Raw genomic sequence first — 25,556 nt, 5'->3', positions numbered from 1 at the left:
AGCTGATTTTTTATATTTATTAGCTAAAATCTTTACTTATCGCATTATTCACCTATCTTTAACTCTGGCATTATAAAATTATGTGTGTATCTTTACTCCTACTATACCAATAGAAGCTAACCTTTTTTTATAAAGCTCATATTTGTCTCCTTTATTGTTTATTATTCCATGTAATAATCTTATCATATATTATTTTTACCTTCAATTAATTAGTTTTTGCGCTCTTTGTTGGCAATCCTCAATATAACACCACTCTAACTCAATGCTTTATAAAGTAAATTTTATTTGAAAAAAATGTAAATTAGCCATATTTTTTAAAGATTTTATTGCGTTTTTATTTAAAAAAGAAATTTTATTTTTGTAAAATTGTTTACTTTTGTCGAAGTTTGTTTTATAATAAAAATTGTTCCAGCCCAAATTTAACGATAGGGGCCACAAGGAAAACAGTACCATGAAAATGGTATTTAAATTTTTATAAATTAAGGAGAAAATTAAAATGACACAAATTTTAACAAGTACAGCTTTATTATTAGTAGTACTGGCATTATTTACATTATTTAGTTACAAAGCACCTCACGGAATGAAAGCTATGGGTGCATTAGCAAGTGCAGCTTGCGCAAGTTTCTTAGTTGAAGCTTTCCATTTCTCATTATTAGGTCAACAAATGGGTATAAAGTTTTTAGAAGGAGTTGGATCTGCTAACGGTGGTTTAGGTGGTGTAGCTGCTGGTATATTAGTACCTTTAGCTTTAGGTGTATCTCCTGTATATGCTGTATTAGTTGGTTTAACTGTTTCTGGTTTCGGAATATTACCAGGATTCGTTGCAGGATACTTAATATCTTTCGTTGTTAAATTCTTAGAAAAGAAAACTCCTGCTGGACTTGATTTAATAGTTATAATATTAGTTGCTGCTCCTTTAGCAAGAGGAATAGCTATGTTTATGGATCCAATAGTAAATGGAACTTTAATGCAAATAGGACAAGCTTTAATAGCTGCTTCTGATGTATCTCCAATACTAATGGGTATAATATTAGGTGGTTTAATAACTGTTGTTGCTACTGCTCCATTATCTTCAATGGCATTAACATCTATAATAGGATTAACTGGTCTTCCAATGGCAATAGGTGCATTAGCAGTATTTGGTTCATCTTTCATGAACTTTATATTCTTCTCAAAGATGAAATTCGGTTCAAAGAAAGACACAATAGCTGTTGCTATAGAGCCTTTAACTCAATCAGATATAATATCTGCTAACCCAATCCCAGTATTCACTACTAACTTTATAGGTGGAGCATTATCTGGTGTTGTAGTTGCTTTAATAAGTTCTTATGTAGCACCACTAGCTATAAGTACTCCTGGTATGGCTACTCCAATAGCTGGTTTCGCTGTAGCAGTTGGTCAAAACGGTACTCCTGCTTTATTAGCAGCTGGTGGATGTATAGTTGTAAGTATACTTTCTGGATTCATAGGATATACTTTATTTAAAAATCACAAAATAAAAACTGCTGATGAAATTCGTGGTACTAAATCAGAAGATAGTCAAGTAGCTTAATATAAAAAAAAGAACGTAGAAATATCTACGTTCTTTTTTTATCTAATTACCTTTCTGGTTAATGTTCCTATACCTAGCCCCATCATTACAATACCTCCAAGCATCTCTATATTAGAAATTATATAACTTATTTCTGTTGGTTTTGCATTATTTACTCCTACACCTGCAAACATACCTATACTCAAATTAATAGCTTCATTAAAATCTCTTATAAATAAATTTAATTTCCATGTACTAATATTATTTAATGAATAACTAATAATATTCCCATCTATTTCCACACCTATAATTAAGTATATAAATGCAAATATAATCACTATTGCTAGAGAAGATAATATACAAAACCAAGGTCTTTCTCCATAACCACATAATAACCAGTATATATAAGAACCTATTTTAGATACAGGTTCTACACATTCTCTTTCTGTACACTTTGCTAAATAATAGTATTCACCAAAATTATTGTTCAGTGTATTTTCTTTAAATTTATCAGCTAACGTCTCATATGTCATATATATACCTTCATACTCTTGTTTATCCTTTACTCTAGGTATAATTTTATCAAAAAATGTTTTTTCATCAAATTTAGTTTTGTACTTATCATTAAATGATATATCAACTATATATGTTTCAAGTGTTTTAAATCCTGACAAATCACAGTCAATAATTTCGACCATATTCAATTCACTGTATATAATTATTGTATTATTCATATAACTCATTTCAAATATCGTTGTTTTAATTTTACTTTTTTCAAAAATAGTAAATGATATGTCACAACTTAAAAATTTAGCATATATTTCACAATTATAAAAACTACATCCTAAATTATCTTTTATATTTAAAGACGGTATTTTTTCACTATCTTCTTTTAGAAAAGTACAGTTTTCAAATATCACTCCTCCGCCATTAAGATTGCACTCTTCAAAAATACAGCCAACAAATCTACACTCTTTAAATGTTACATTTCTAAAATTACAACCTATAAACCTAGTACAAATGATATCTTGATTAATTATTTCTTGAAAATTCTCTGATTCAAATATTCCTTTTTTACCTATTAATTTATTAATCACTTTCTTATAACTAAATTCTAAATTGGGTACATACTGACTTAAATTTTCTTTATGTTTTATTATATCTATATATAATTTTTCATTATTGTTTTTTCTCTTATCTAATTGCTTTTTTAATACAGACTTTTCTTCTTTAAAATTTACATATGCCATAAATACATTCCACCTGCCTAAAAATAATAAATAAAAAATAACGCAACACATATAGTTACGTCATTTTTTATTTATTATTTTCTTTTTTAATTATAATTATTCTATTTATATATAAAACTATTTAAATAGGCTCTAATAAGTAATTTACAGTATTATAAATTTCTTATTCACAATCAACTTTTTTTCCAAGAATTTGAACTCCTACAAATATAGCAATTAGTGCAATCGGTAATACTAAGTAAATTGGTAACCCAAGCCCTGCTGGTATATATCCAAATAGTACTGTCATAATAGCTACAAACAATGCATAAGGCATTTGTGTCTTAACATGATCTATATGACTGCACCCAGCTCCCATAGATGATAATATTGTTGTGTCTGATATAGGCGAGCAATGGTCTCCAAATATTGCCCCTGTAAGTACTGCACTTGTAGTCACTATTATAAATGACATTTCTGGATTCATTGAGTGTGCTAGTGGAACTGCTAGTGGCATTAATATTCCCATAGTTCCATAAGCTGTTCCTGTTGCAAATGATATAATAGATCCAAATATAAATATTATACTTGGTAATAAAAAATGTGGTAATGATCCAGATAATAGTGTTACTAAATATTTAGCTGTTCCTAATTCTTTTATTACTTAACTTAATGACCAAGCAAGAATTAGTATGACACCTGTCATGAATAAGCCTTTCATTCCATCTATCCAAACTTCTATAGCCTCTGACAAAGTAAATATTTTCTTTCCTACTGCCATTAAATTTGCTATCATACTTGCAAATAATGCTGATTGGAACAATGCTACTGATGCATCTGATGCGCTAAAGGCTTGCTTTATTGCTTCAAATGAATATGGATGGCTTGTAAATAATTGTATTAAAGTTTTGTCTTCTCCAACCATTATCTGAGAATATCCACTGTAATAAAAAGATACTAAAGCTGCTAATATTAATGTTCCTATTGGTATTATTGCATTGTAGATACTTAATTTAACCCCTTCTTTTGGCTCTAAATCAGATTCTTCTTTAAATGTGTTTGTATTATTATCAATATTTTCATCTTTAGACCCTCTAGCCCTTAACTCAGCAGTTCTCATTGGACCAAAATCTTTAGCTAGTAATGCAGTTATTACTATAAACGCTAATATTAATATATTATAAAATCTAAATGGTATAGTATTTAAAAATATTCCAAATGCATCAACTTCAACTCCAATTGTGTTAAAAGCATCATTTATAAGTCCAACTTCCAACCCTATGCATGTAGATATTATTGCAAGGCCTGCTATCGGTGCTGCTGTATCAACCTCTGCTGCAAATGCTAGTGGTGCTGAGAGTACGATCAATACCATCGCAATCAATATAACTTTTACATTTGTTCTCGTCCCCCTTGATTTTATATTATTTAGGTGAATAGGGAGGGTATTAAAAAGAGCCTTGAGTTTACACTCAAGGCTCTAATATTATTTACATAAATTTAGTATTTAATTAACTCAAATTTAAAATTGCATATTACAATTTTACTATACCACTATGTACTATAATTCCTTAAATGTAGCTCCCCACAAAACAAGTTTGTGACAGTTATACATATATTATATGTATCCCCAGATATATAACCTTAAAGCATCAGTTATAAACTTCGGCGATAGTTCCTTTCCTAATAAGTCATCGTGCTTAACTCGTTACTAGTACTGATAAATATCGCAGCCTCTACCCTATATTTTATTCACTTTTATTTTATTAATATTGAGTATATAGTACTACTTATTTTTTATAAACTATTATTTTAATATTTTTATATTTTTTTAAATTTTATTTTTTAAATTTTTATCCTATTTTTTAATCTTTGAACTTAATTAATTAATCTAATAATTCATATTTATTTTATATAAAAAGCTTCATTTTGTTTTAAACAATATTTTTATAAAGTAATTGTACAAATATACCTTTTTTAATTATTTACTTTTTTTCTAAAGTTTTATATAATCATATATAACAACTGGTTGTAATTATAAAGTTATATTTAAGGAGATTATTTTATGAAAAAGCATAGTTATAAAGAAATACAAATGATATATGGAAAAATAAGTCCTTTTGAATTTAAGGATAGATTAATAGATTTAGCAAAATATAATGCAAACAATAAAAATATTAATATACTTGATGCTGGTCGTGGAAACCCAAACTGGACTGCTGCAACGCCTAGAGAAGCATTCTTCACATTTGGCCAATTTGCAATCAATGAAACTCGTTTGGATTGGGACTTAGGTGATTTAGCTGGAATGCCTCAAAAGTATGGTATATGTGATAGATTTTATAAATATATAAGCGAAAACAGCAATATGCCTGGTACTTCTTTTTTAAAAAGCATCGTAGACTATGGCATAAACACATTAAATTTTAATGGAGATTCTTTTGTTCATGAATTAGCCGATGCTATAATAGGTGATAACTATCCATTACCTGATAGAATGTTACCTCATTTAGAAAAAATAGTTCATGATTATTTAATCCAAGAAATGAAATACGATACAAAGCTTGGTGGAAAATTAGACGTTTTTGCTGTTGAAGGTGCAACTGCTGCAATGTGTTATATCTTTGATTCTTTAATGGCTAATGAACTTTTGAAAAAAGGCGATAAAATAGCTTTAATGACTCCAATTTTTACACCTTATCTTGAAATACCTCATCTTCCTAGATATAATTTTGAAGTTATAAATATAAATGCAGATGAAGTAGATGAACATAAAAATCACACGTGGCAATATTCTAAGAATGAACTTGAAAAACTTAAAGATAAATCAATAAAAGCATTATTTGTTGTTAATCCTAACAACCCTGCTTCAATTGCTATAAATGAAACTTCTGCAACAAACCTTGTTGATGTAGTTAAAAATTATAATGAAGATTTAATGATAGTTTCAGATGATGTTTATGGAACTTTTGTAAATGATTTTACATCTTTAATGGCAAAACTACCATATAATACAATAGGTGTTTACTCTTACTCTAAATACTTCGGTGTTACAGGTTGGAGATTAGGTACAATGGCTCTACATGAAGAAAATGTATTTGATAAAAGAATAAGCGACTTAGATAAAGAATTAAAAATTTCTTTAAATCAACGTTATGGAGATATGAGTTTAAACCCTTCTTCTATATCATTTATGGATAGAATAGTTGCTGACAGCCGCCTTGTAGCACTTAATCACACTGCTGGGCTTTCAACTCCTCAACAAGTTCAAATGGCATTTTTCTCTGCATTTGCTTTAATAGATACTGAGAATGCTTATAAAAAGCTTAATATGAGTATTTGTAACACTCGTTATAATTTATTGTACAAGTCACTTGGAGTATCTATTAAAGAAGACAAAGACAATGCTGCTTATTATACTCAATTTGATATAGAACAATGGGCTCGTGTTAATTATGGAGAAGATTTTGTAACTTACATTAAACATAAATACTCACCTGTAGATGTATTATATAAATTAGCTAATGATTATTCTATAGTTCTTCTTGGTGGAAATGGATTTTCTGCTCCAGAGTGGTCTGTAAGGGTTTCACTTGCTAATCTTCAAGATGAAGCTTATGCTAAAATAGGTAGTGCTTTAAAAACTATTTTAAATAACTATGTATCTGAGTATGTAGCATCAAAAAAAGATGCTGTAAATAACTCAAAGTTAATATAGATAAAAAATAACCTATTAAAATTATTTTTATAGGTTATTTTTTATTAATTCTTTTGTGTTTCTTTAAATAATATTAAATATTTACAGCTTGATAATTTTCAATTATTGATTTTAAAATAAATTCAGTTCCATTCATTCCTTCTGATTTACTTACAAATAAATCATCATTTTCAGTTAACATATCTCCATGTTTTAACACATATCCATAATCTGCATTTTTGACCATATTATAATCCATAGTAGAATCCCCTATTGCAATATGTTCATTGATATTAAGTTTTTCGCATAAATGTTTTATTGCATTTTCTTTGCTTATCCCTTTTGGTAAAAAATATATCTTTCTTCCACTAGTATACATATCCCACTTTTGTTCTTTCAATTGTTTTATATATGCATTTAAACATTGTATATCAAATATTGAATAATCAACTACTATATAGAAAAATAATTCACTAGCAATTCCAAATTTCAGAACTCCAGGTAAATCAACATATTTTTCAAAATCTTTAAGCATAATCTCTAAGTCACAAGAATTTTTTTTAATTTTTTCTACTTCTTCATTCCAACTTTCTAAAACTTGATTATTATTTAATATACAACCACCATTTGTTGTTATTACCCAGGAAAAATTTATTCCATATTGATTGAAATTTATACGATTAAATTGTTCTGTTGTTCTAGTTGTAGTTGGTATAAACATACCTATATCCTGTAATTTTTTTATATATTTTATAGTTTTTAATGATATATAAGATATATCTCTGCCTTCATGCTTTTCTATGTTTTGATATTTAACATCTGTATCTAAAAATTTATTTGAGTAAATTATTGTTCTATCTAAATCCGAAAAAATATACATATTCTCTGCATCCTTTATAGTTCATATTTTATATATCTTTTAAGTTTTTTATTATCCCACAACATCTATAAGCTTTCAAATCCATTTGTACTATCTCTATGTTTTTTTCCTTAGCTAACACCAATATGTGAGCTATGTTCTCATCATCTATATCTTTTATAATTATCTTATCTGGTATTCTTCTAAGCAATACCCTCGTAGTCTCTCCTACCCCTGGCTTTATAAAATTTTTATCTTCTATATTGTACTTTCTTTGTAAATTTAAAATATCCCTATCTCCAATTTTACTAAGTTCTTCTTTATTATATTTTCCAACTTCATCATCTATATTTTTATACTGATTTTTAAAACAGTTTTCAATAGTCTCTACATATCTAATCGATTGATCTTCATTTACTAATTCTTTATAAAATTTTGCACCATGAAAATCATTATCTCCTATTATGTCATCTCTTAAAACCGTTCTACTAATAAGTCCAGATACTATTGAATTTAGACATGCACTTGGTATTAGAAAATCTTCTCTTGCGCCATAAATTTCTGCATATCCTGCTGGATCTGCGAGAACTGCCAATGTTGGCTTAATTTCTTTTCCTAGCATACTTTTCATAGATTCACATGATTTACTTAATTCCCCGCATATAGTACCTTTACCCGTCCACCCATCTATAAATTGAATTTTAGTATTTGGATGTTTTTTTATTATGTATTTAATAGCATTTACATCAATACCTTTATCTCTTATTATAGATATTGTATAATGATGTAATTTTAAATTATATCTCTCTTTTAAATATCTTTTAGCTAAAATTCCAATTGGCGTTCCTGCCCTTGCAAGAGATACTAATACTATATCTTTTCCATTTTTTTTAATTATTTTTTCGCTCATTACACCTATTGCATAAGCTAATTTTTCTTTATTATTTTCTAATTGTTCTTTATATAAGTTTAAGTATTGTGCACTCACACTTTTTTCTATAGGCAACATTTGTGAATAATGTTGCCCATTTTGTATTTTTATTTCACGGTCATTATTATTTTCTTCGCATATTAAATTTGATATATCTTTTAATAAAAAAACTACGTCATCTTTGTTATAAGTTCCAAAAGTGTTCAATATTGCTACCTCCTAACTACAAACTACTATATTTAGCTTTTCTATATTTGTTTGCTTAAATATATTTATAATTTTTTCATAATTTTTTTTATCCTGTTTAAGTTCTACAAATAAAAAACATTCTTTATAATGATTTTTTTCTAAATTATATACATAATTTACAGTTTCTTCATTATAAAAACTATTTAACTTAAACTTAGTATTTATTGGATAATTTTGGTTTTTATTTTCTATAATTGGGCTTCTACTAGTAGAATGATAATAAATGTTTCCTTCCATTTCTTTAGCAAACATCATAGGTACATACATAAATTCTTCACTGCCTAAAACTAATATATTATCTTCTTTATTTTTAACTTCTAGTTTGTTTTTTTCTCTTTTTATAACTTTAATTAAATTAGCTTGATCATTTTTATTTATACCAAATCTACCACTATATTTTATATATCGCTTATCCCCTATATAATCTTTCATATCTAAGTTTATATAATTTACACATAACTTTTTTTGGCTTATTTTTAAATCTTCTATCTCTTTATATTGTATTTCTTCACTTATGTTAAAATCGAAATTTCCTTTGAATAAATATACGAATTCAATGCTGCATTTAAGTTCTTTTTCTATTTTTTTAATCTTATCTATATTTTCATTACTTACCCAGTTTAATATTGAACAAATTGTATACTTTTTTTTAGGGTAAATACTTTGGATTTTTCTTATTATATTTATACAAGTGTTAGCTGTTGTTATCTCATCATCTACTAAAAGTATATGATCTCCATAATTTATATTTTCAAGTTCTTCAAAATATAAATTATGGTCAGTTGCATGAGAATGTTCTTCCAAAAATTCTAGACTTTTATATTCATCAACTTTTTCTCTTGTTGTATGTATAAACTCATAATCCCCATCTAAATAATTAAATACACTGTGACCTAGTGCTGTTCCTGTTTCAGCAAATGATATAACAATCCCTTTATTATTTTTAAAACCTAAGTTTTTTGTGTTATATACCTCTACTATTGACTCACCTATCTCATCCATAATTTTTGGTTTACAAGCCAAATGTTTTCCTAATACCTTCGAAACAAATAAAAAACGTCTTTTAGGGTTATTTCTTATACCCACTTGAAGATAATCATCTATATTTAAATTTAGAGGATTATCTTCAATATTTATGTCACATTTAAAATTCAAGTAATTCATTATACTCAACCCCTTCATTTAGTACTCCATATATTTGTGATAGAATCAATATTTTTCTAGCCCATAATAAATGAGGATTTACTTCATTCATTCGCTCCCCTAATATCCCCTTGCTCACACCGTATATACTCTCAGTACTATTTAATATATTTTTAGCATCCATATAATCTTCATAGCTTATAACTTGAAGTGCTTGTACAATTTTAATTTGATTTGGATGTATTACTGTTTTTCCAATAAATCCATGGAATTTATCTAGCATTATTTCTTCAATATATTTATTTTTTATTATTTCATTGTCCATATTAAATAACTCCGAAACTCCTCCACTTATTGGTATATCTAGTTCTGGTCTATTTAAATAATTTATAACATCATGTATAAATGAAGTGCAAATTATATTATCATACATTGAAAAAAGCTTACTTCTTCTTATTCCATATATCCCTAATAAGTCAGCTATACCTATTCTAACATTTAGAACTCTATCCTTATGTTTTAAAAGAGTTTTATACATATTCTCAAAATAATACTCTTTATTTTCTTTATATATAAATTCTTTACTTTCTATTATAGGAATAACATATATTTTAGTTAATTTAAAAGAATTTAATATATTTATTATTTTCTCAATAAGATGTGAATCACACTTTGGAATTAATATGCCTGTTATTATTTTTTCATAATCTGTTATTATTTTTTTTATCTTTTCTAATTGATTCGCATCTTTTATTCTAATAAAAATTAAAGGTATATCATCAATATTTTTCACATTATCATCTTTGAAATTTTTTAAAATAAGTTCTAAATTTTTTATCGCCTCTTCTTCTCCAGCTGCTCCCACTGCATCTTCAAGGCATATTGCTAATGGCCTAGCGCCCATAACTTTACCACTTACAGTTTTATACGCCATATCGTATCTTGTAGCTGGTACGTATATAAATGCACCTAATGAATATTTTAATAACTCTTTGCCCGTGTCACGATTAAAATATTGTGGTTTTTTTAAAAATAGTCTCTCTAGGTTTTCATTACCTATGTAGTCAAAGTATCTCAATTTCTCACCTCTTAAAATTCAATTACTATTAATATTTTTTTTGTAAAATATAAAGGGCTAATTCAAGTAAATTAGCCCTTTAACATATTACTTATTAAATATTAATGATGTATTTATACCTTCTAATCTTTTACTGTTATCTTTCATACGTTCTCTATTACCTTCTTCTATTCTCATAGTTTCATCTATTCCGCTCTTTATAGTAGTATACATTTTTTCTAATGTCTCTATTTGAATAGAACTTGAATTTGCCATTCTAGATATTTGAGCACTTTGAGTAGTTACATTTTGAGCATTTCTAAGTAAAAGTTCATTAGTCTTATCATCTAAAGCTTTTAAAGATTTAGCTTGTAACTCTTGTTTTTTTAGTATTATAGCTTGAGATAAACACTGCTTAAATACTGGTAGCGTTACAACAAAAGCACTATTTATTTTTCTTATTAAACCATAGTTGTTATGTTGCATTCCTCTTAGCATTGGTATAGTTTGTATTGATATATTTTCTGCTATTCTCAAATCATATACTCTTTGATTTAACATATCATATACTTTTAAAAGGTCTTGGTAGTTAACCATGTCCATTTGATCTGTACTATTTTCACTTTTCTCTTTGAAGTGTGGTAATATTTCATTATCCATTTCTTCTACAGCCATTTCACCTGCTACGATGTATTTTTGCAATTCATTATAGAAATTAAAGTTCTCATCTAACATAGCTCCTAATTGTTTATTAGACATTGCTATATCTCTTTCATATTGCTCTAATTCTATTTGAATTTTTTCAACTTCTCCACCTAATGTTTCATATTTCTTAAACATTAACTCAACTGCATTATTTGCTTTTTTAAATATCTTTTGTAGGATACTTGGTTCTTTTGCTTCTTGAAAATCATCTAGATCAAATTTGTCCATTATTTTTGCTAAATGAAGTAACATTTTAGAATTTTCTTCGTTTTTATTTAGCTTAATAGAGCTTAATAGCGAATCTGAAACTCTTGCTATTCCTTCTGATGCACCCCTACCAAACTGAAGTATAGTATCAGGATTTTCAACTTCTATCAAAGATGTTAATGCCTCTACCTCTTTTGATTTTCTAAGTTCTGCTTTTTTATTATTTGTATATTCTACTATATCAAATTTTTCTTCTACTATTTGAGGTGCATTTACTGTAGAGTTATTACTTGATTGTCTATTCATATTTATTGCCATGCTAGCTATCTCCTCTTTCCAAAAATTTTCTTAAATAATGGTATTCCATTGGTTATAGAATTTAATTTTAATTCATACACCATTTTATCTAATCTATGAATATCTATTAATTCATTATTTATTACGTTTTCTATACAGTTAGATCCACAAGGGCATAATACGATTATGTCAAATCCTATTTTACTTAATAAAAGCATTAAGAATAAAATTTCTTTTTCAAATATAAAATCTTTTTCTATGTACAATATAAGTTTAGGGTTAATAAGAGAATAATCAAAATTATTTATCATATGGACAATTTTTTTATCCATATTAAGTACTGTATATAATCCTTTTATTCTATCTTCTTTGTTTAATTTAGATATAAACATATCGCCAGCTATTACTTCTTCTACTTTTTCTAAAATGAGCTCTTGAATATTTGCATTTAGAGTTGATATATTATAACTTTTATTTTCTAATATGCCTTTTTTATCTATAATACCTTCTCCATTAATTAAAAAAGATAAACTAAAAGCATCTTTTGTAAATTTTTTAGACAAACGACTAACGTCTCCATCAAATTCTATAAAAAATGCATCATCACTAAATCTAAAATTATATATAAAATCTAAATAATCATTATTATCATTGTAAGATCCATTTATTTTAGAAAAAAATACAGGAACTTCAACATTTTTATTATCAAAAGTAAACCCTGGTCTTAGCTTTAATGGTTCTTTAAAATATATACCTATCTCATCTAAAGTTGAATTAAGTAATAAACTCTTTATTTTCCTATCTTGAAGTTGCCATGGCTTTATAAAGCTACAATCATTTAATAATTGATCACTTATTCTTTTAGATGCCTGAGCACCTACTGTCATAGCCTTTTTTATAGTTGATTTTTCAATTACCTCACCGAGTTTTATTCTTTCTTCAAAACTAACATTTTCATCTATTAAATTAGACTTAATAACTTCTATTTTGTATTTTTTACTGTCTAATAAATTTATATTGCTATCTTCATTTGGATTTAAATATAATACATCAAATCCAATCAAATGAATTATAAGTAATAAATATGCTTCATGCTTTTTTATATCACCATAAAATATAACTTTTGGAGCATCATCTTTACTTATTTTCAAAGGTTTTATATACTCTTTAATCCACGATATTATTTTAATAATAAAGTTTTGTTTAACTCTATCATTGCTAAATTCACTATTTTGGCTATCTAAAAATATATCAATCACTTTTTTTATTTTACCATTTAAATGTTCATCATTCACAATAGTAATATCTATATTTGCTAAACTATTATTATAATTTTTCAATTTATCTTTAAAATAATTTATAGTATCAAAATCACTGGGATTTGGTATACTGTCAAAAAACAATACTATATCTTGCCTACTATCAAATTTTTCTTTACTTTTAAATATTTCAAGATTATATAAATCCTCGTCTTTCAATCCTGTATAAGATATAAAGTAATTTAAATAGCTTATTGATGGAGTATAATTTCCTCGATCTGATTGGCTAGAAAATAGTTTTTCAAAAACTAAACAATCACTCACACGTCTCCTCCTATTTTTCACATACTATATAATTTTTATATAAGCCTCATCCTAAATTAGAATGAGGCTTATATAAATAATACTTACTATTATTGTTGTACTTTTATTCCTTAGATGTTGCTAATTCTTCTACTAATTCTTCTTGTTTATTTCCTTTAAATAATCTTATTACAAATTTAACTATTTCATTTATTATTACTACTGATAGTGCAAGTAATATTACTTTAGCCCATGTAAGTGCATCTAGTGCTACTGAGTTAAAGAAATCTTTTAATAGTTGTGTGAATATTATTTGTGCAATTGCAGTTACACTTATTATTTGTAGTGCAAGTTTGTTTTTAAATAAGTTAGGCATTATACTATCTGCATTAAATTCTCTACAATTAAATGCATTCCAAAGTGCACTAAATGCAAATAATGCAAACATTACTGTTCCTTGTTCCTCTGGTGCTACATTTAATATATTAAAAGTAGATTGAACCATTAAAACACCTGTTATAAATACTGCATTTAAGACTATATTTATACCCATAGATTTAGTTATTATGTTGGCATTTCTATTAGTTGGCATTCTTTTTAATACATGTTTTCTTACTGGTTCAAGACCCAATGCAAGCGCTGGAGGTCCATCCATTATTATATTTACCCAAAGTAATTGTATAGTTGTAAATGGCATTTCTTGTCCACTTACTGTACATATTATAGCCACTAAGAATGCTACTATATTTACTGTTAATTGGAACTGAACAAATCTTTGGAAATTATCATAAATTCCTCTACCCCATTGTATTCCGTCTACAATTGTAGAGAAACTATCATCAGTAAGTATTATATCTGCTGCACTTTTACTTACTTCTGTTCCTGCTATACCCATAGCTATACCTACATCAGCTTTAGATAATGCCGGAGCATCATTTATTCCATCTCCTGTAACTGCCACTACTTCACCTAAATCTTGTAGTGCTTGAACTATTCTCATCTTACTATCTGGCTTACTTCTGGCTACGATAGATATTGTTTGAATTTCAGTTTTTAATTCTTCATCACTTAAAGTGTCAATAAATGAAGCTTCAACAGCTCTCATATTATTTTTAAGTAATCCTAATTCTTCACCTATAGCTCTTGCAGTGTTTATATTGTCTCCTGTTAACATCTTTACAGATACACCTGCTTTATTAGCTGTATTAACAGAATCAATAACATCATCTCTTAATGGATCTCTTATACCAACAAATCCACTAAATACTAAATTATTTTCATTAGAATCAACATCTATATCTTCAAGATCTAATGTAAGTGCTGCTTCTTGACCTGCACTTAATATTTGCTTGTATGCAAACCCTAGTGTTCTCATTGATTTTATTTGTAATTTTTTTATTTCATCTAGTATTTCATTTTTTATGCTTTCTGTTATAGGAACTATATCATTAGCCTTTTGTACATGTGAACATAATTGTAATAATACTTCTGGCGCGCCTTTTGATAATAAAAGTAATCCATTGTCACTATCTATAATAGATGTCATCCTTTTCTTATCAGAAGTAAATTGATTTTGAGATACTATATTAGATTGTTTTCTTATTTTTCTATAATCATCATTATTATATAGTAATAATGCACACTCTGTAGCACTACCTATATACTTTGTCTCACCATTGTTGTTTTCTATATCAGCCGTAGAGTTTATAGTACAATTTTCATTAAAATAACTATTATTTTTGGTCTCTTTATTTTCAACATATCTACCATCTATATATGCAACTTCTACAGTCATTCTATTTTGTGTCAAAGTTCCTGTTTTATCTGAACATATTACAGATACAGATCCTATCGTTTCACAAGCTTCTTTTTTAGTAACTAATGCATTTATTTTCGCCATCTTTTGCATAGTTATAGCTAAAGTCATGTTTATCATAGTAGGAAGGCCTTCTGGAACTGCCGCAACTATTAATGCAACACAAACTGTAAATGCAGTTTTAGCTGGTTCTACAGATTCTAAGAATGGCATAAAACCACTCATGTCTACATTTAACACACCAGTCATTACCATTTGAACAACCATAAATATAAATAGTAACCCTGCAACTGCAGAAGATATCTTAGCTATCATTGTACCTAAATTACCAAGCTTAGCTTGTAGAGGTGTTTGTTCATCTTCATCACATAAATTTTGAGCTATTTTACCCATTTCTGTTTCATCACCTATAGTCGTAACTACCATTGTAGCTCTTCCATATGCAACTAAGGTCCCACCAAACACCATGTTTAATTGCTTAGCAGGGATTGGCTCTTGTTCTATAACTTGTCCTTTAGATTCTATCTTTTCCATAGGTATTGTTATATCGCTTTTTTTAGATACATCATCTGATTCTCCAGTTAACATATCTTCTCTTATTTTTAAATTTATACTTTCTATAAGTCTACCGTCTGCTGGTATCATATCTCCAGTTTCTATGTAAACTATATCTCCAGGAAGTAATTCATTTTTTTGTATTTGGTGAATTTCACCATCCCTTAGTACTTTAACTTCTATATTTTCTGTAAGTTTTGATAACGCATCAGCAGCCTTTTTAGACTTACCTTCTGTTATCATACCTATAGCTATACCTATAGTTATTGCACCAATTATACCTATTGCATCATGAGCTTCTCCAATTAAAGCACTTATTCCAGCTGCTGCTATTAGTATAAGTATCATAGGTTCTGTTAAGTTTCCTTTTAGCTCTTCCCAGAAACTTCCTTCTTCCTTTGGTGTAAACTCATTTAATCCATACTTTTCTCTTCTTTTTTTTACTTCACTAGACGAGAGGCCTTTTTCTTCTTGTATATCTAAACCTTTTAGTACTTCTTTTTTTTCTATATTATAAAATTTCATTTTTTATACCCCATATGCGCATTCTATTCTCGCTAGGTTTTCTACAACATCTTTTAAACAAGTGTCGTTAGTTCCTTCCCCTACTGCGCTAAATTGCCAAGAATTACCTTGTCTATATATAGTCCCAACCACTAAAGCAGTTTTTGTTGAGTAATCATCACTTAAATTATATCTAGCAACTTCTTTTTTAGTAGTCTTATCAACAACTCTTATAAATGCATTTTTTATCATGCCAAAATGTTGTTTTCTAGCTACACAATTATATATATTTACTACAAATAATAATTTACTTACATGAGCTGGAACTTTATCTAAATCAACTAATATTTGCTCGTCATCTCCTGCTCCATCTCCCGTAACATTATCACCAGTATGAATTACTGCATTATTTTCACTTTTTAAGTTTCCAAAGTATATCAAGTCTTTATTACTCTCTAACTTACCTTGATTATTTATCATAAACACAGATGCATCACAATCTACCTCTTGGTTTCCTCCCATTAAAGACTTAAGGAATCCTCCTCCTGATTTAACTGGGTCCCATCCTAAGCCTATCATTATGGAGCTTAGTCCTGGGTTTGACTTTCTTAAATCTATCTTTTGACCTTTTTGTAAGTTAATAGCCATAATATTCCCTCCTATTTTTTAAACACTTAGCCCATAGTTTGTGCAAAGTGACTCTAGTCCACCTTCAAATCCAGAACCTACTGCGCTAAATTTCCATTCTCCATTGTATTTATATAGTTCACAAACTACTATTGCTGTTTCTATACTAAATTCTTCTCCAAGATCATATCTTAATATCTCAGATTTATCTTCATCATTCATAACTCTTACATAAGAATTACTTACTTGTCCAAAATTTTGTCTTCTCTCTTTAGCTTCATGTATAGTTACAGAAACTGCCATCTTTTGTATGTGTTTTGGAACTAATGAAAAATCTACTAATATTTCTTCATCATCTCCATCCCCTTCTCCAGTTCTATTATCACCTAAGTGTTCTATACAACCTGAGATATGTTTTAGATTGTTATAAAATATGAAATCTTCATCTCTTTCTACTCTTTGAGACTCTCCTACCATAAAAATACTAACATCTAAATCATAATCATGTCCACTATCAAAGGAATTAGTATCCCATCCTAATCCTAATTTTATATTTTTAAGACCAGGGTTTCCTTTTGTTAGATCTATCTTTTGACCTTTTTTTAATGTTATAGCCATACTTTCTCCTCCATAAATTAATTATATATTTATACCGAAGTTGTTACATAGAGCTACTAAACCGCCTTCAAAGCCAGCTCCTGATGCATTAAACTTCCACTCACCATTATGCTTATATATCTCAGCTATCACTACTGCTGTTTCTATACTAAAGTCTTCCCCTAATTCATATCTTATTAATTCTTCATTTGTCTCTTTGTTAAATACTCTTATATATGAATTGCTTACTTGTCCAAAATTTTGTCTTCTTTCCATAGCTTCATGTATTGTAGTTGTAAATGCTAATTTAGTTATATTTGATGGTACTAATGATAAATTTACTAGCATTTGCTCATCATCTCCATCACCTTCTCCAGTTCTGTTATCACCTAGATGCTCTATACAACCTGAAGAATGCTTTAAGTTATTATAAAATATGAAGTCTCCATCGCTAGTTGTTTTTCCATTTTCGCCTAATAAAAATGCTGTAGTATCTAAATCAAAGTCATTACCACCATCGTATTTATTAGTATCCCATCCTAACCCTATTATTATATTTTTAAGCCCTGGATTTGATTTTGTTAAATCTACCCTTTGACCTTTAGCTAATGTTATGCCCATAATATATTCCTCCATTACTTCTTTATTTTATAACTTTCATTTAATATTATTATATCATTTTTTATATGTATTTCAAAGTTATACTTAAATTGAAGCTTATTTGTAAATACTTTATGTTTTTTATAAAAAAAATATAGCTAATGCTATACTTTTCAACTGTTAATAGTTTATTTTTTGTTGTTCTATAAATATTTGATACCATAAACAAAACAGTATATAAACCATATTTTTGTAGAGTTATCACAATTATTTTTTATATGCTCATCTAATAGATTTATAGGATATTTTTTATTATAATATTATCTACTTGCGGATCATTTATGGTATTTCTAACAACTTCTCCTAAATCTTGCTTTAGCCATACTCTTATTGGAATTGGAAAACCTAGTTTCTTTTTTTGAACCATATGCTGTGGTAGTATATCTTTAAATGCTTCTCTTAGAAGTACCTTGGTATTAGAATCACTAATTTTTTGATTTAATTTTAAATTTTTAGCTATTTCTAAAACTTCTCTATCTAAAAAAGGAACTCTCAATTCTATTGACTGCGCCATTGATGTTTTATCTGCTTTTTGTAATATGTCACATTCAAGCCAACTGTTTATATCTACATGCTGCATAGTATTTACATAATCATAATTATTTACTTTTGCTTGGTCATATATCTTTGATAATATATTTTGAATACCTTTTGGCATATTTAATATAGATTTCACACTGTTATATTCCTTACATATATTTTATATTCCTCCTATTTTTATGTTATCTATTGTTTTTCTCATATTATATATATGTCTATACATGCTACGCCTAAAATTTAGTTTTAATTAATTAAATATAAAAAGTGCAATACTTCACAAATCAAGTATTGCACTTTTTATATTTAATACATATTATTTCTAGTTGTTATTTCTTTCTTGTTCTTTCCTAATTTTTTATTAATCTCTTGACCCTCTTCATACTGAGAAGCTAATTCTTTATCTCCTTGAGCATGATTAACTAAGTTTTGTATAGAATCATTTTTATACTCTTTGTACTTTTTAGATTGCTTCATATTTATCACCCTTTCTTAGTCTCTAAGTTTAGGATATGTTTTTATAGAATTTTTAAACTTTATAATTTTTACCTATATTGTTTATTTTTTATTTTATTTAATGTATCTTTTTAAAACTTTTGCAGCTGGAACTCCAATTACAAGACCTATAACTATTTGCGTTATATTTCCCGGTATAGATGCAATAGCCTTTATATGATTTCCATATAAAATAACCTCAGTTATATAATACCCAAATATCATCCATATACCAGATATAGTTATACCTACTATGTTAGCTATTTTACTATTCCCATTTTTATCATTAGACCAAGCTATACTTCCTATTATATATCCCATAACACCTCTTACTATAAATGTAAAAGGTGCCCATATTGCCCATTCAGACAATAAATCAAATAATGCCATTCCAAATCCACCTGCAATGGCTCCCTTTTTTTTGCCAAATACTATTGCTGATATAAAAAGCATTGTATTGCCCAAGTGTACTAATCCTCCACTTGATGCTATAGGTAATCTTATATTTATAAATCTAGTTGCTATAAATACTAACGCTATAAGCAAAGCTGTCTCTACTAAGTCTCTAGTAATATTTTTTTTACTTTTAGCTACCGCTTGCATAATTCATCCTCCTTATTCATAAAATTTATTAAATAGCTCAACTAAATTTTTATTACTATTAAATCCTAGTTGTTTTAAGCTTTGGTCTATTGTATTTAAAATATTTATAATCTTTTCTAACCTTGCATTTTCACCCATATGACCTATTCTCAAAATATCTTCCTTATATTCCCCTAAAGAAGTAGCTACAAGTGTATTATGTTTTTCTAACATATAATTTGATAACTTCAACGCTCCTATATTTTTAGGTATTTTTATTGCCGTTACTGTACTAGAGTATCCCTTTGTTAAAAATAAATCTAAACCGTATTCTTTTAATGCTTTTCTTGTTGCACTTGCTATTTTTTTATGTCTATCTAGTACATTTTCTATTTTTTCATCTATTATATTATCAATCGCTTTTCCTAGTCCTAATATGTCACTTATAGGCATTGTGTATGGAAAGCTATTTTTGTCATAATAATTTTCCCATATTCCTAAGTTGCAATAAAACCCAATAACATTGCTTTTTCTTAATTTAATAGATTTTTTGGCATCTTCACTCACACTTACTATAGTAAGTCCTGCTGGTGCAGATATTGCCTTTTGAGAACCTCCTAAAGCTATATCTATTTCCCATTCATCTACTTTAAATTCTTCTCCACCCATAGCTGCAACTGAGTCAACTATAGTTAATATATTATATTTTTTTAACAATGGACAAATTTCACTCAAATTGTTAAGAACACCTGTAGGTGTATCGCAATGAACTATTGTTGCATATTTAAAATCATTATCTTTTTCTAGGAAATCTTTCAGTTCATTTACATCTATATCCTTTGTATGCTCTTTACTAAAAAGTACAGCATCTCCCCCATACAGGCTTACAAAATCTTTGAATCCCCTACCAAATACACCATTATCTATAACTAATACTCTATCCCCTTTTTCAGTTAAAGAAGCACAGGCTGATTCAAGTCCTAATATACCTTCTCCACTTAATATATACACATCATTTTTAGTTTTTATTATTTTTGCGATATTATCACATGTTTTTTTATAAAAATCAAAAAAATCTTTATCAATATCAGGATTAGTAGTTTTGTTTGACCTAGCTAGTCTTACATTTTCTCTAACACTTGTTGGTCCCGGTGTATACACAATCTTATTATTCATTATTAATCCCCCTTTATATATTCTCAAAAACATTGTATCTCATTTATATTAAATGCTGTACAATTTAGGGAAATTAACAAATTGTACCGATACATTTTACATTTACAAGTATCATTTTTTATATTATTCAAAAACAAAGAGCCTTCTATATAAAATATAGAAGGCTCTCTTGGTATATAATAGTTATTATTTTTTAAACGTTTATATTACTATATATCATAACAAATAAATTGTCAAGGTTTATATATATTTTTTTAAATTCCCATGATTTTTTTATTAAATAATAAGCATAATATATTTGAGGTGATTTTATGAAACAAAAATTATTAGTATTATCTTTATTAACTATATTTATTTTTTCTAATGTTTCAAGTAGTTTTGCAATGGACCCACAATATACACCTAAAAAATTAAAACCATTGCCTTATGCATATGATGCACTAGAACCCTATATTGATAAAGAAACTATGGTACTACATCATGATAAACATTATAAATCTTATTTAGATAAGTTCAATGAAGCCATAAAGGGATACCCTGATCTTTATTCGTCGAGTATTTATGATTTACTTACATGTTTAGATTGTTTACCTAGTGAAATTTATAAAACTATAAAAAATAACGGTGGTGGGGTTTATAATCATGAGTTTTTCTTTGATATTATGACACCTAATCAAACAACCTTATCTGGTAATCTAAAGAAAGCTATAATTGAAGATTTCGGATCATTTGATAACTTTAAAGATGCTTTTAAAAAAGCTAGCTTAAATGTTTTTGGTTCTGGATGGACATGGCTTGTTTCTAATGATAGTGGCAACTTATCCATAATTACTACAGCTAATCAAGATAGCCCTATTACTTTAAACCTTAAGCCTATCATAGGAATCGATTTATGGGAACATGCTTATTATTTATCTTATAAAAATAATCGAGCTTCTTATATAGATAAATGGTTTAACATAATAAATTGGAATAAAGCTGAAGAGAATTATAAAAATTTAGCTAAGTAAAAAATATTGCTATTATTCCTACTATATATTTATTTTTTTGAAAAATAACATAATTTGCTATATAATTAAGAAAACATAGCGCTTAATTTATAGCCTTATCATCTCAGGAGGACTCATGGTAAAAGAAACTCACACAAAAGGAGGCTATACTTTTGCACTTTTAGCTCTTCCTTTTTTAAATAACAATTTTTTAAATGAATATGATATCATATATAAATGTATTTTAATTTCAGTATATATCTATTTTTCATATTTAGGATCTTTATTTCCGGACATAGATATGAAAGGTTCATATATTAGCAAAAGGCATCCTATAATTTATAAACTTTTCGGTTCCAAGTTTAAACACAGAGGATTCACTCACAGTTTAATTTTTATATCATTTTTAATTTTTTTGCTAGAATCACTTACTAAGTATACTAGTGATGACGTAGTTTTTTTATGTTTATCTAGTGGTTTTTTGGTGGGATACGCATCTCATTTATGTCTAGACTTATTAACAAAAGAAGGAATAGAAATCTTTTATCCTATTTCTATAAATTTTTCTCTATTGCCTATAAAAACAAGCTCTAAAATTGAAAGATTCATTTGTAAAACATTAAATTTTATAGTTATATTTTTATTAGGATATAGGTTTTACACATTATTTCAAATATAAAATAAGTAAGTATAATTTATTATCAACTTATATTTGCTCTAAAAATAAACATACCTCTTAATTAAATTAAGAGGTATGTTTTATTTATTGACGTAGTTCATCACAATTTTCTATACAAGTTGCTTTGTCATTAGATTTATTGTCTTGTAAATTTGTATTTACCTTACTACCTATTTTCCAAGATAAAAATACTAAAGATATAAATATTATAATTTTTAAAGGGCTACTTATAAAACCCTTTATATCGCTTGCCGGATAACTTACTACTAAAAACATAACAAACTTCCCTGCTAGCATTGCTGGTGCAAAACTTTTTATATCTCTTTTACAAAAAGCTGCCATTACTGTAACTAAAAAACCTGGTATAAAAGGGCATGAATATGCAAAAAATAGTAATTTAAATCCTTGCTTTTTCATCCATTTTAAAGGTTTCTCTGTTTTTTCATTTCTAAATTTATTAAATAGCTTGTTATCACTATATTTACTTACTAATAAAAACAGTGCTATTGTTCCAAGTCCAGAACCTACCCAAGACAATACGATTCCTCCAACTAATCCAAGTAAAAGTGCATTTGCACCCACTATAGCTATTAACGGCAATATAGGCAGAAAACTTTCAATAAAGCATGTCAGTACCCCTACCAACATTGTAAGAAACCAATAATCTTTTGCAAAATAATATATGTCGTTAATATACTCCATTATCCTTATCTCCTTCATTTTTTTATAATTCAAGTATACATTATTTATCTTAATATTTTCCTTAATTTTTCTTAATATTTGTTAATTCTTCTTAATATTTCTCTATATTTATTCATTATCATACTTATTAACGTCTATTTTATAATTAAAACTTATTTTTATATAGCTTATACTATATAGTTCATATCCAATTCTAACGCTTTTATACCTAAAAATAATCTTTTATTGGCATATTTATAACTTAATATAATAAAAAGGACTAATATAAATATTAATATCTTATTAGTCCTTTATCAAAATCTTATTTCTTGTCTATTAAATCACTTCGTCTTACATGTAAATCCATTTGAGGATATGGTATAGTTATGTTTTCTTCATCAAATCTTAATTTAACTGTCTCTAATAAATCAAAATGTATTGGCCAATAGTCTTCTGACTTACACCAAACTCTAACAACAAAATCAATAGAACTTGGTCCATGTGCGTTTACTCCAACAAACGGTGTTGGATCTTTAAATATGGATGGATGGTTATCTACTATCTCTTTTAATACCTCTTTTACATGAGGTAAGTTATTTTCATATCCTACACTAAAACTTAAATCCACTCTTCTCTGCGATTTAGCTGAATAATTTATTAAACTACCATTTGATAATGCTCCATTTGGTATTAATATTAATTTATTATCTATTGTAACTAAATTAGTATAAAATAATCCGATTTGCTCGACAGTTCCGCCATAAATCCCTGTTTCTATATAATCTCCTACTTTAAAAGGTCTAAGTAGTAAGATTATAAATCCACCTGCAAAGTTAGATAAACTTCCTTGAAGTGCTAAACCTATAGCCACACCTCCTGAAGCAACTATCGCTGCAAGACCTGTAAGCTTCACATCCCAATATCCTAATATTCCTATAAACAGTACAGCCTTTAAAGCTCCCGATATAAGTGATTGTAAAAATCGTCTTAGTGTTACATCTACATCTCTTTTCTCTAAAAACTTTATAAAGTGTTTAACAACATTCTTTATTATTTTCAGACCTATAGATATAATTATTAAACCAACCAATAGCTTAACTCCATTTATAGTAATCCAGTCTATAAATTTTTCAAATAACAACTCTGGACTCATTCTACTCATCTTTGAAATTTCTTGGCTTACAGTTTCAGTTATATTTTCACCAGCCATGTACTATCACCTCTTTACTACTTTTTATTATTCGACTTTTTATTAGTTTATATTACACTATTTTCATTTTTATGTCTATATTAAGCGATATTTGAAATTATACCCATAAATTTTAATTTTTAGCATTCAATACAATTTAAGCTGTATAAAGGTTAATATTTAAATTCCCTCATACAGCCTAATACAGTTAGATATTTACTTTCACGTCAACTCCAAAGTGATCTGATACGATTTTTTTATTTTTTCCATTAAAAATTACATTTGATGAATGAACATCTACAGATTTACTAGCAAGTATTATATCTAGTCTTAAATCCGCGTTGTTTTTATCCCATCCTGCTATTTTCCCTTTAACACTTATTCCATTATCTTTTTCTTTTGCCAAACTATATGTATCTAACATACCCTTTTTAATCATATAATCATAGCCTTCTTCTCTTATTGTTGCACTATTATTAAAATCACCCATAATAAATGCCAGATCTTCTTTTTCTATATCTTTATTTAAATTGTCAAATTGATATACAAATGGTTCGTCTTCATCCTTCCACCATCCAAGGTGACACGAATAAAAGCTTATATAAGTTCCATTGTAATTAATTTTCATTTTTATTATTTTTCTACTTTTCCAATAATTTATATCCTCACTTTTAGATATATAAAAGCTTTTACACTCTTTTATAGGAAGCTTTGTCATTAAGCAAAGTCCCTCTTCATACAAATCATATCCAATATGAGAAATATCCCAAAAAATTTTATAATTGTTTATTCCTAGATTTTCTAGTTCTTTGTTAAGTAAATATGCAAAGTTATTTTTTTTAATATTTTCATATACTATTTTTTCACTTATTAATTGGCTAACTTCTTGCATTGCTATAACATCATATTCATTTTCTTTTATAACACTTGCTATGTATCTTATCTTTTCTAATTGATTTTCCTCTTGCCATGAATGGACATTAAGTGTTAATAATTTCAATT

22 protein-coding genes, 1 pseudogene and 1 riboswitch are annotated in these 25,556 nt (G+C 27.4%); of the genes and pseudogenes, 4 read left to right on the top strand and 19 right to left on the bottom strand.

Annotated features, from left to right (window positions below; translation table 11 throughout):
- The first annotated feature begins 496 nt into the window (after positions 1–496).
- Positions 497–1,552: a PTS sugar transporter subunit IIC gene (locus QOZ84_RS07765; protein ID WP_284132383.1), complete on the top strand. Its 1,056-nt coding sequence runs from the start codon at positions 497–499 to the stop codon at positions 1,550–1,552.
- Between the two features lie 38 nt (positions 1,553–1,590).
- Here the strand turns inward: QOZ84_RS07765 and QOZ84_RS07760 are convergent, their stop codons facing one another.
- Both QOZ84_RS07760 and QOZ84_RS07755 read right to left on the bottom strand, forming a co-directional pair.
- Positions 1,591–2,781 carry a pentapeptide repeat-containing protein gene (locus QOZ84_RS07760; RefSeq protein WP_284132382.1) on the bottom strand — a complete coding sequence of 397 codons (1,191 nt, stop codon included), beginning with the start codon at positions 2,779–2,781 and terminating at the stop codon, positions 1,591–1,593.
- A gap of 163 nt (positions 2,782–2,944) precedes the next feature.
- Positions 2,945–4,084 (bottom strand): annotated as a pseudogene (locus QOZ84_RS07755) (Na+/H+ antiporter NhaC family protein); the annotation flags it as partial.
- A gap of 246 nt (positions 4,085–4,330) precedes the next feature.
- Positions 4,331–4,507, bottom strand: a riboswitch (Lysine riboswitch).
- A 318-nt stretch (positions 4,508–4,825) separates the two neighbouring features.
- On the opposite strand from QOZ84_RS07755, the gene aspD reads away from it, so the two are divergent.
- Positions 4,826–6,478 (top strand): aspartate 4-decarboxylase, encoded by a 1,653-nt coding sequence (aspD, locus tag QOZ84_RS07750; protein WP_284132381.1) that lies wholly within the window; start codon positions 4,826–4,828, stop codon positions 6,476–6,478.
- 73 nt (positions 6,479–6,551) lie between these two features.
- Here aspD and QOZ84_RS07745 read toward each other — a convergent pair whose 3' ends face one another.
- The 14 genes from QOZ84_RS07745 to QOZ84_RS07680 form a co-directional block, all read right to left on the bottom strand.
- Positions 6,552–7,337 (bottom strand): HAD-IIB family hydrolase, encoded by a 786-nt coding sequence (locus tag QOZ84_RS07745; protein WP_284132380.1) that lies wholly within the window; start codon positions 7,335–7,337, stop codon positions 6,552–6,554.
- 28 nt (positions 7,338–7,365) lie between these two features.
- Positions 7,366–8,454, bottom strand: a complete 1,089-nt coding sequence (locus QOZ84_RS07740) for a cysteine protease StiP family protein (RefSeq protein ID WP_284132379.1) — start codon at positions 8,452–8,454, stop codon at positions 7,366–7,368.
- 12 nt (positions 8,455–8,466) lie between these two features.
- Entirely contained in the window at positions 8,467–9,660 is a 1,194-nt protein-coding gene (locus tag QOZ84_RS07735; RefSeq protein WP_284132378.1) for a phosphoribosyltransferase family protein, read from the bottom strand.
- The gene (locus QOZ84_RS07730) at positions 9,641–10,717 is read right to left on the bottom strand and encodes an HpcH/HpaI aldolase/citrate lyase family protein (protein ID WP_284132377.1); all 1,077 of its coding nucleotides are present in this window, start codon (positions 10,715–10,717) and stop codon (positions 9,641–9,643) included. Before QOZ84_RS07730 ends, QOZ84_RS07735 begins: the two co-directional genes overlap by 20 nt.
- Positions 10,718–10,804: 87 nt before the next feature.
- A complete protein-coding gene (locus tag QOZ84_RS07725) occupies positions 10,805–11,926 on the bottom strand; it encodes a toxic anion resistance protein (protein ID WP_284132376.1) in 1,122 nt (373 codons plus the stop codon).
- 5 nt (positions 11,927–11,931) lie between these two features.
- Entirely contained in the window at positions 11,932–13,488 is a 1,557-nt protein-coding gene (locus QOZ84_RS07720; protein ID WP_284132375.1) for a YceG family protein, read from the bottom strand.
- Positions 13,489–13,591: 103 nt separating this feature from the next.
- The gene (locus tag QOZ84_RS07715) at positions 13,592–16,363 is read right to left on the bottom strand and encodes a calcium-translocating P-type ATPase, PMCA-type (RefSeq protein ID WP_284132374.1); all 2,772 of its coding nucleotides are present in this window, start codon (positions 16,361–16,363) and stop codon (positions 13,592–13,594) included.
- Between the two features lie 3 nt (positions 16,364–16,366).
- On the bottom strand, positions 16,367–16,990 hold the full coding sequence (locus QOZ84_RS07710) for a TerD family protein (protein ID WP_284132373.1): 624 nt from the start codon (positions 16,988–16,990) through the stop codon (positions 16,367–16,369).
- Positions 16,991–17,008: 18 nt separating this feature from the next.
- Positions 17,009–17,587 (bottom strand): TerD family protein, encoded by a 579-nt coding sequence (locus tag QOZ84_RS07705; protein ID WP_284132372.1) that lies wholly within the window; start codon positions 17,585–17,587, stop codon positions 17,009–17,011.
- A 21-nt stretch (positions 17,588–17,608) separates the two neighbouring features.
- Positions 17,609–18,187, bottom strand: a complete 579-nt coding sequence (locus tag QOZ84_RS07700) for a TerD family protein (RefSeq protein WP_284132371.1) — start codon at positions 18,185–18,187, stop codon at positions 17,609–17,611.
- Between the two features lie 274 nt (positions 18,188–18,461).
- The gene (locus QOZ84_RS07695; RefSeq protein WP_284132370.1) at positions 18,462–18,902 is read right to left on the bottom strand and encodes an asparagine synthase C-terminal domain-containing protein; all 441 of its coding nucleotides are present in this window, start codon (positions 18,900–18,902) and stop codon (positions 18,462–18,464) included.
- Between the two features lie 167 nt (positions 18,903–19,069).
- Positions 19,070–19,240: a hypothetical protein gene (locus QOZ84_RS07690; RefSeq protein WP_284132369.1), complete on the bottom strand. Its 171-nt coding sequence runs from the start codon at positions 19,238–19,240 to the stop codon at positions 19,070–19,072.
- A 93-nt stretch (positions 19,241–19,333) separates the two neighbouring features.
- The gene (locus tag QOZ84_RS07685) at positions 19,334–19,861 is read right to left on the bottom strand and encodes an ECF transporter S component (protein WP_284132368.1); all 528 of its coding nucleotides are present in this window, start codon (positions 19,859–19,861) and stop codon (positions 19,334–19,336) included.
- Between the two features lie 12 nt (positions 19,862–19,873).
- Positions 19,874–21,016 carry a pyridoxal-phosphate-dependent aminotransferase family protein gene (locus QOZ84_RS07680; protein ID WP_284132367.1) on the bottom strand — a complete coding sequence of 381 codons (1,143 nt, stop codon included), beginning with the start codon at positions 21,014–21,016 and terminating at the stop codon, positions 19,874–19,876.
- Between the two features lie 311 nt (positions 21,017–21,327).
- Here QOZ84_RS07680 and QOZ84_RS07675 point away from each other — a divergent pair, with 311 nt between their 5' ends.
- Positions 21,328–22,026 (top strand): superoxide dismutase, encoded by a 699-nt coding sequence (locus tag QOZ84_RS07675; protein WP_284132366.1) that lies wholly within the window; start codon positions 21,328–21,330, stop codon positions 22,024–22,026.
- A gap of 115 nt (positions 22,027–22,141) precedes the next feature.
- Positions 22,142–22,684: a metal-dependent hydrolase gene (locus QOZ84_RS07670; protein ID WP_284132365.1), complete on the top strand. Its 543-nt coding sequence runs from the start codon at positions 22,142–22,144 to the stop codon at positions 22,682–22,684.
- 84 nt (positions 22,685–22,768) lie between these two features.
- On the opposite strand, the gene QOZ84_RS07665 is transcribed toward QOZ84_RS07670, so the two are convergent.
- The 3 genes from QOZ84_RS07665 to QOZ84_RS07655 all read right to left on the bottom strand — a co-directional run bounded on the left by QOZ84_RS07665 (position 22,769) and on the right by QOZ84_RS07655 (position 25,554).
- Positions 22,769–23,386, bottom strand: a complete 618-nt coding sequence (locus QOZ84_RS07665) for a TVP38/TMEM64 family protein (protein WP_284132364.1) — start codon at positions 23,384–23,386, stop codon at positions 22,769–22,771.
- 301 nt (positions 23,387–23,687) lie between these two features.
- Positions 23,688–24,575, bottom strand: a complete 888-nt coding sequence (locus QOZ84_RS07660; protein ID WP_331496537.1) for a mechanosensitive ion channel family protein — start codon at positions 24,573–24,575, stop codon at positions 23,688–23,690.
- Between the two features lie 187 nt (positions 24,576–24,762).
- Positions 24,763–25,554 carry an endonuclease/exonuclease/phosphatase family protein gene (locus QOZ84_RS07655; RefSeq protein ID WP_284132363.1) on the bottom strand — a complete coding sequence of 264 codons (792 nt, stop codon included), beginning with the start codon at positions 25,552–25,554 and terminating at the stop codon, positions 24,763–24,765.
- Between the last annotated feature and the right edge of the window lie 2 nt (positions 25,555–25,556).

The organism is Romboutsia sedimentorum (genome assembly GCF_030131845.1).
In the GTDB taxonomy this organism is placed as follows: Bacteria; Bacillota; Clostridia; order Peptostreptococcales; family Peptostreptococcaceae; genus Romboutsia_D; species Romboutsia_D sedimentorum.
The sequence above is the reverse complement of the archived record's forward strand: the minus strand, read 5'-3'. Positions and strand labels throughout refer to the sequence as shown.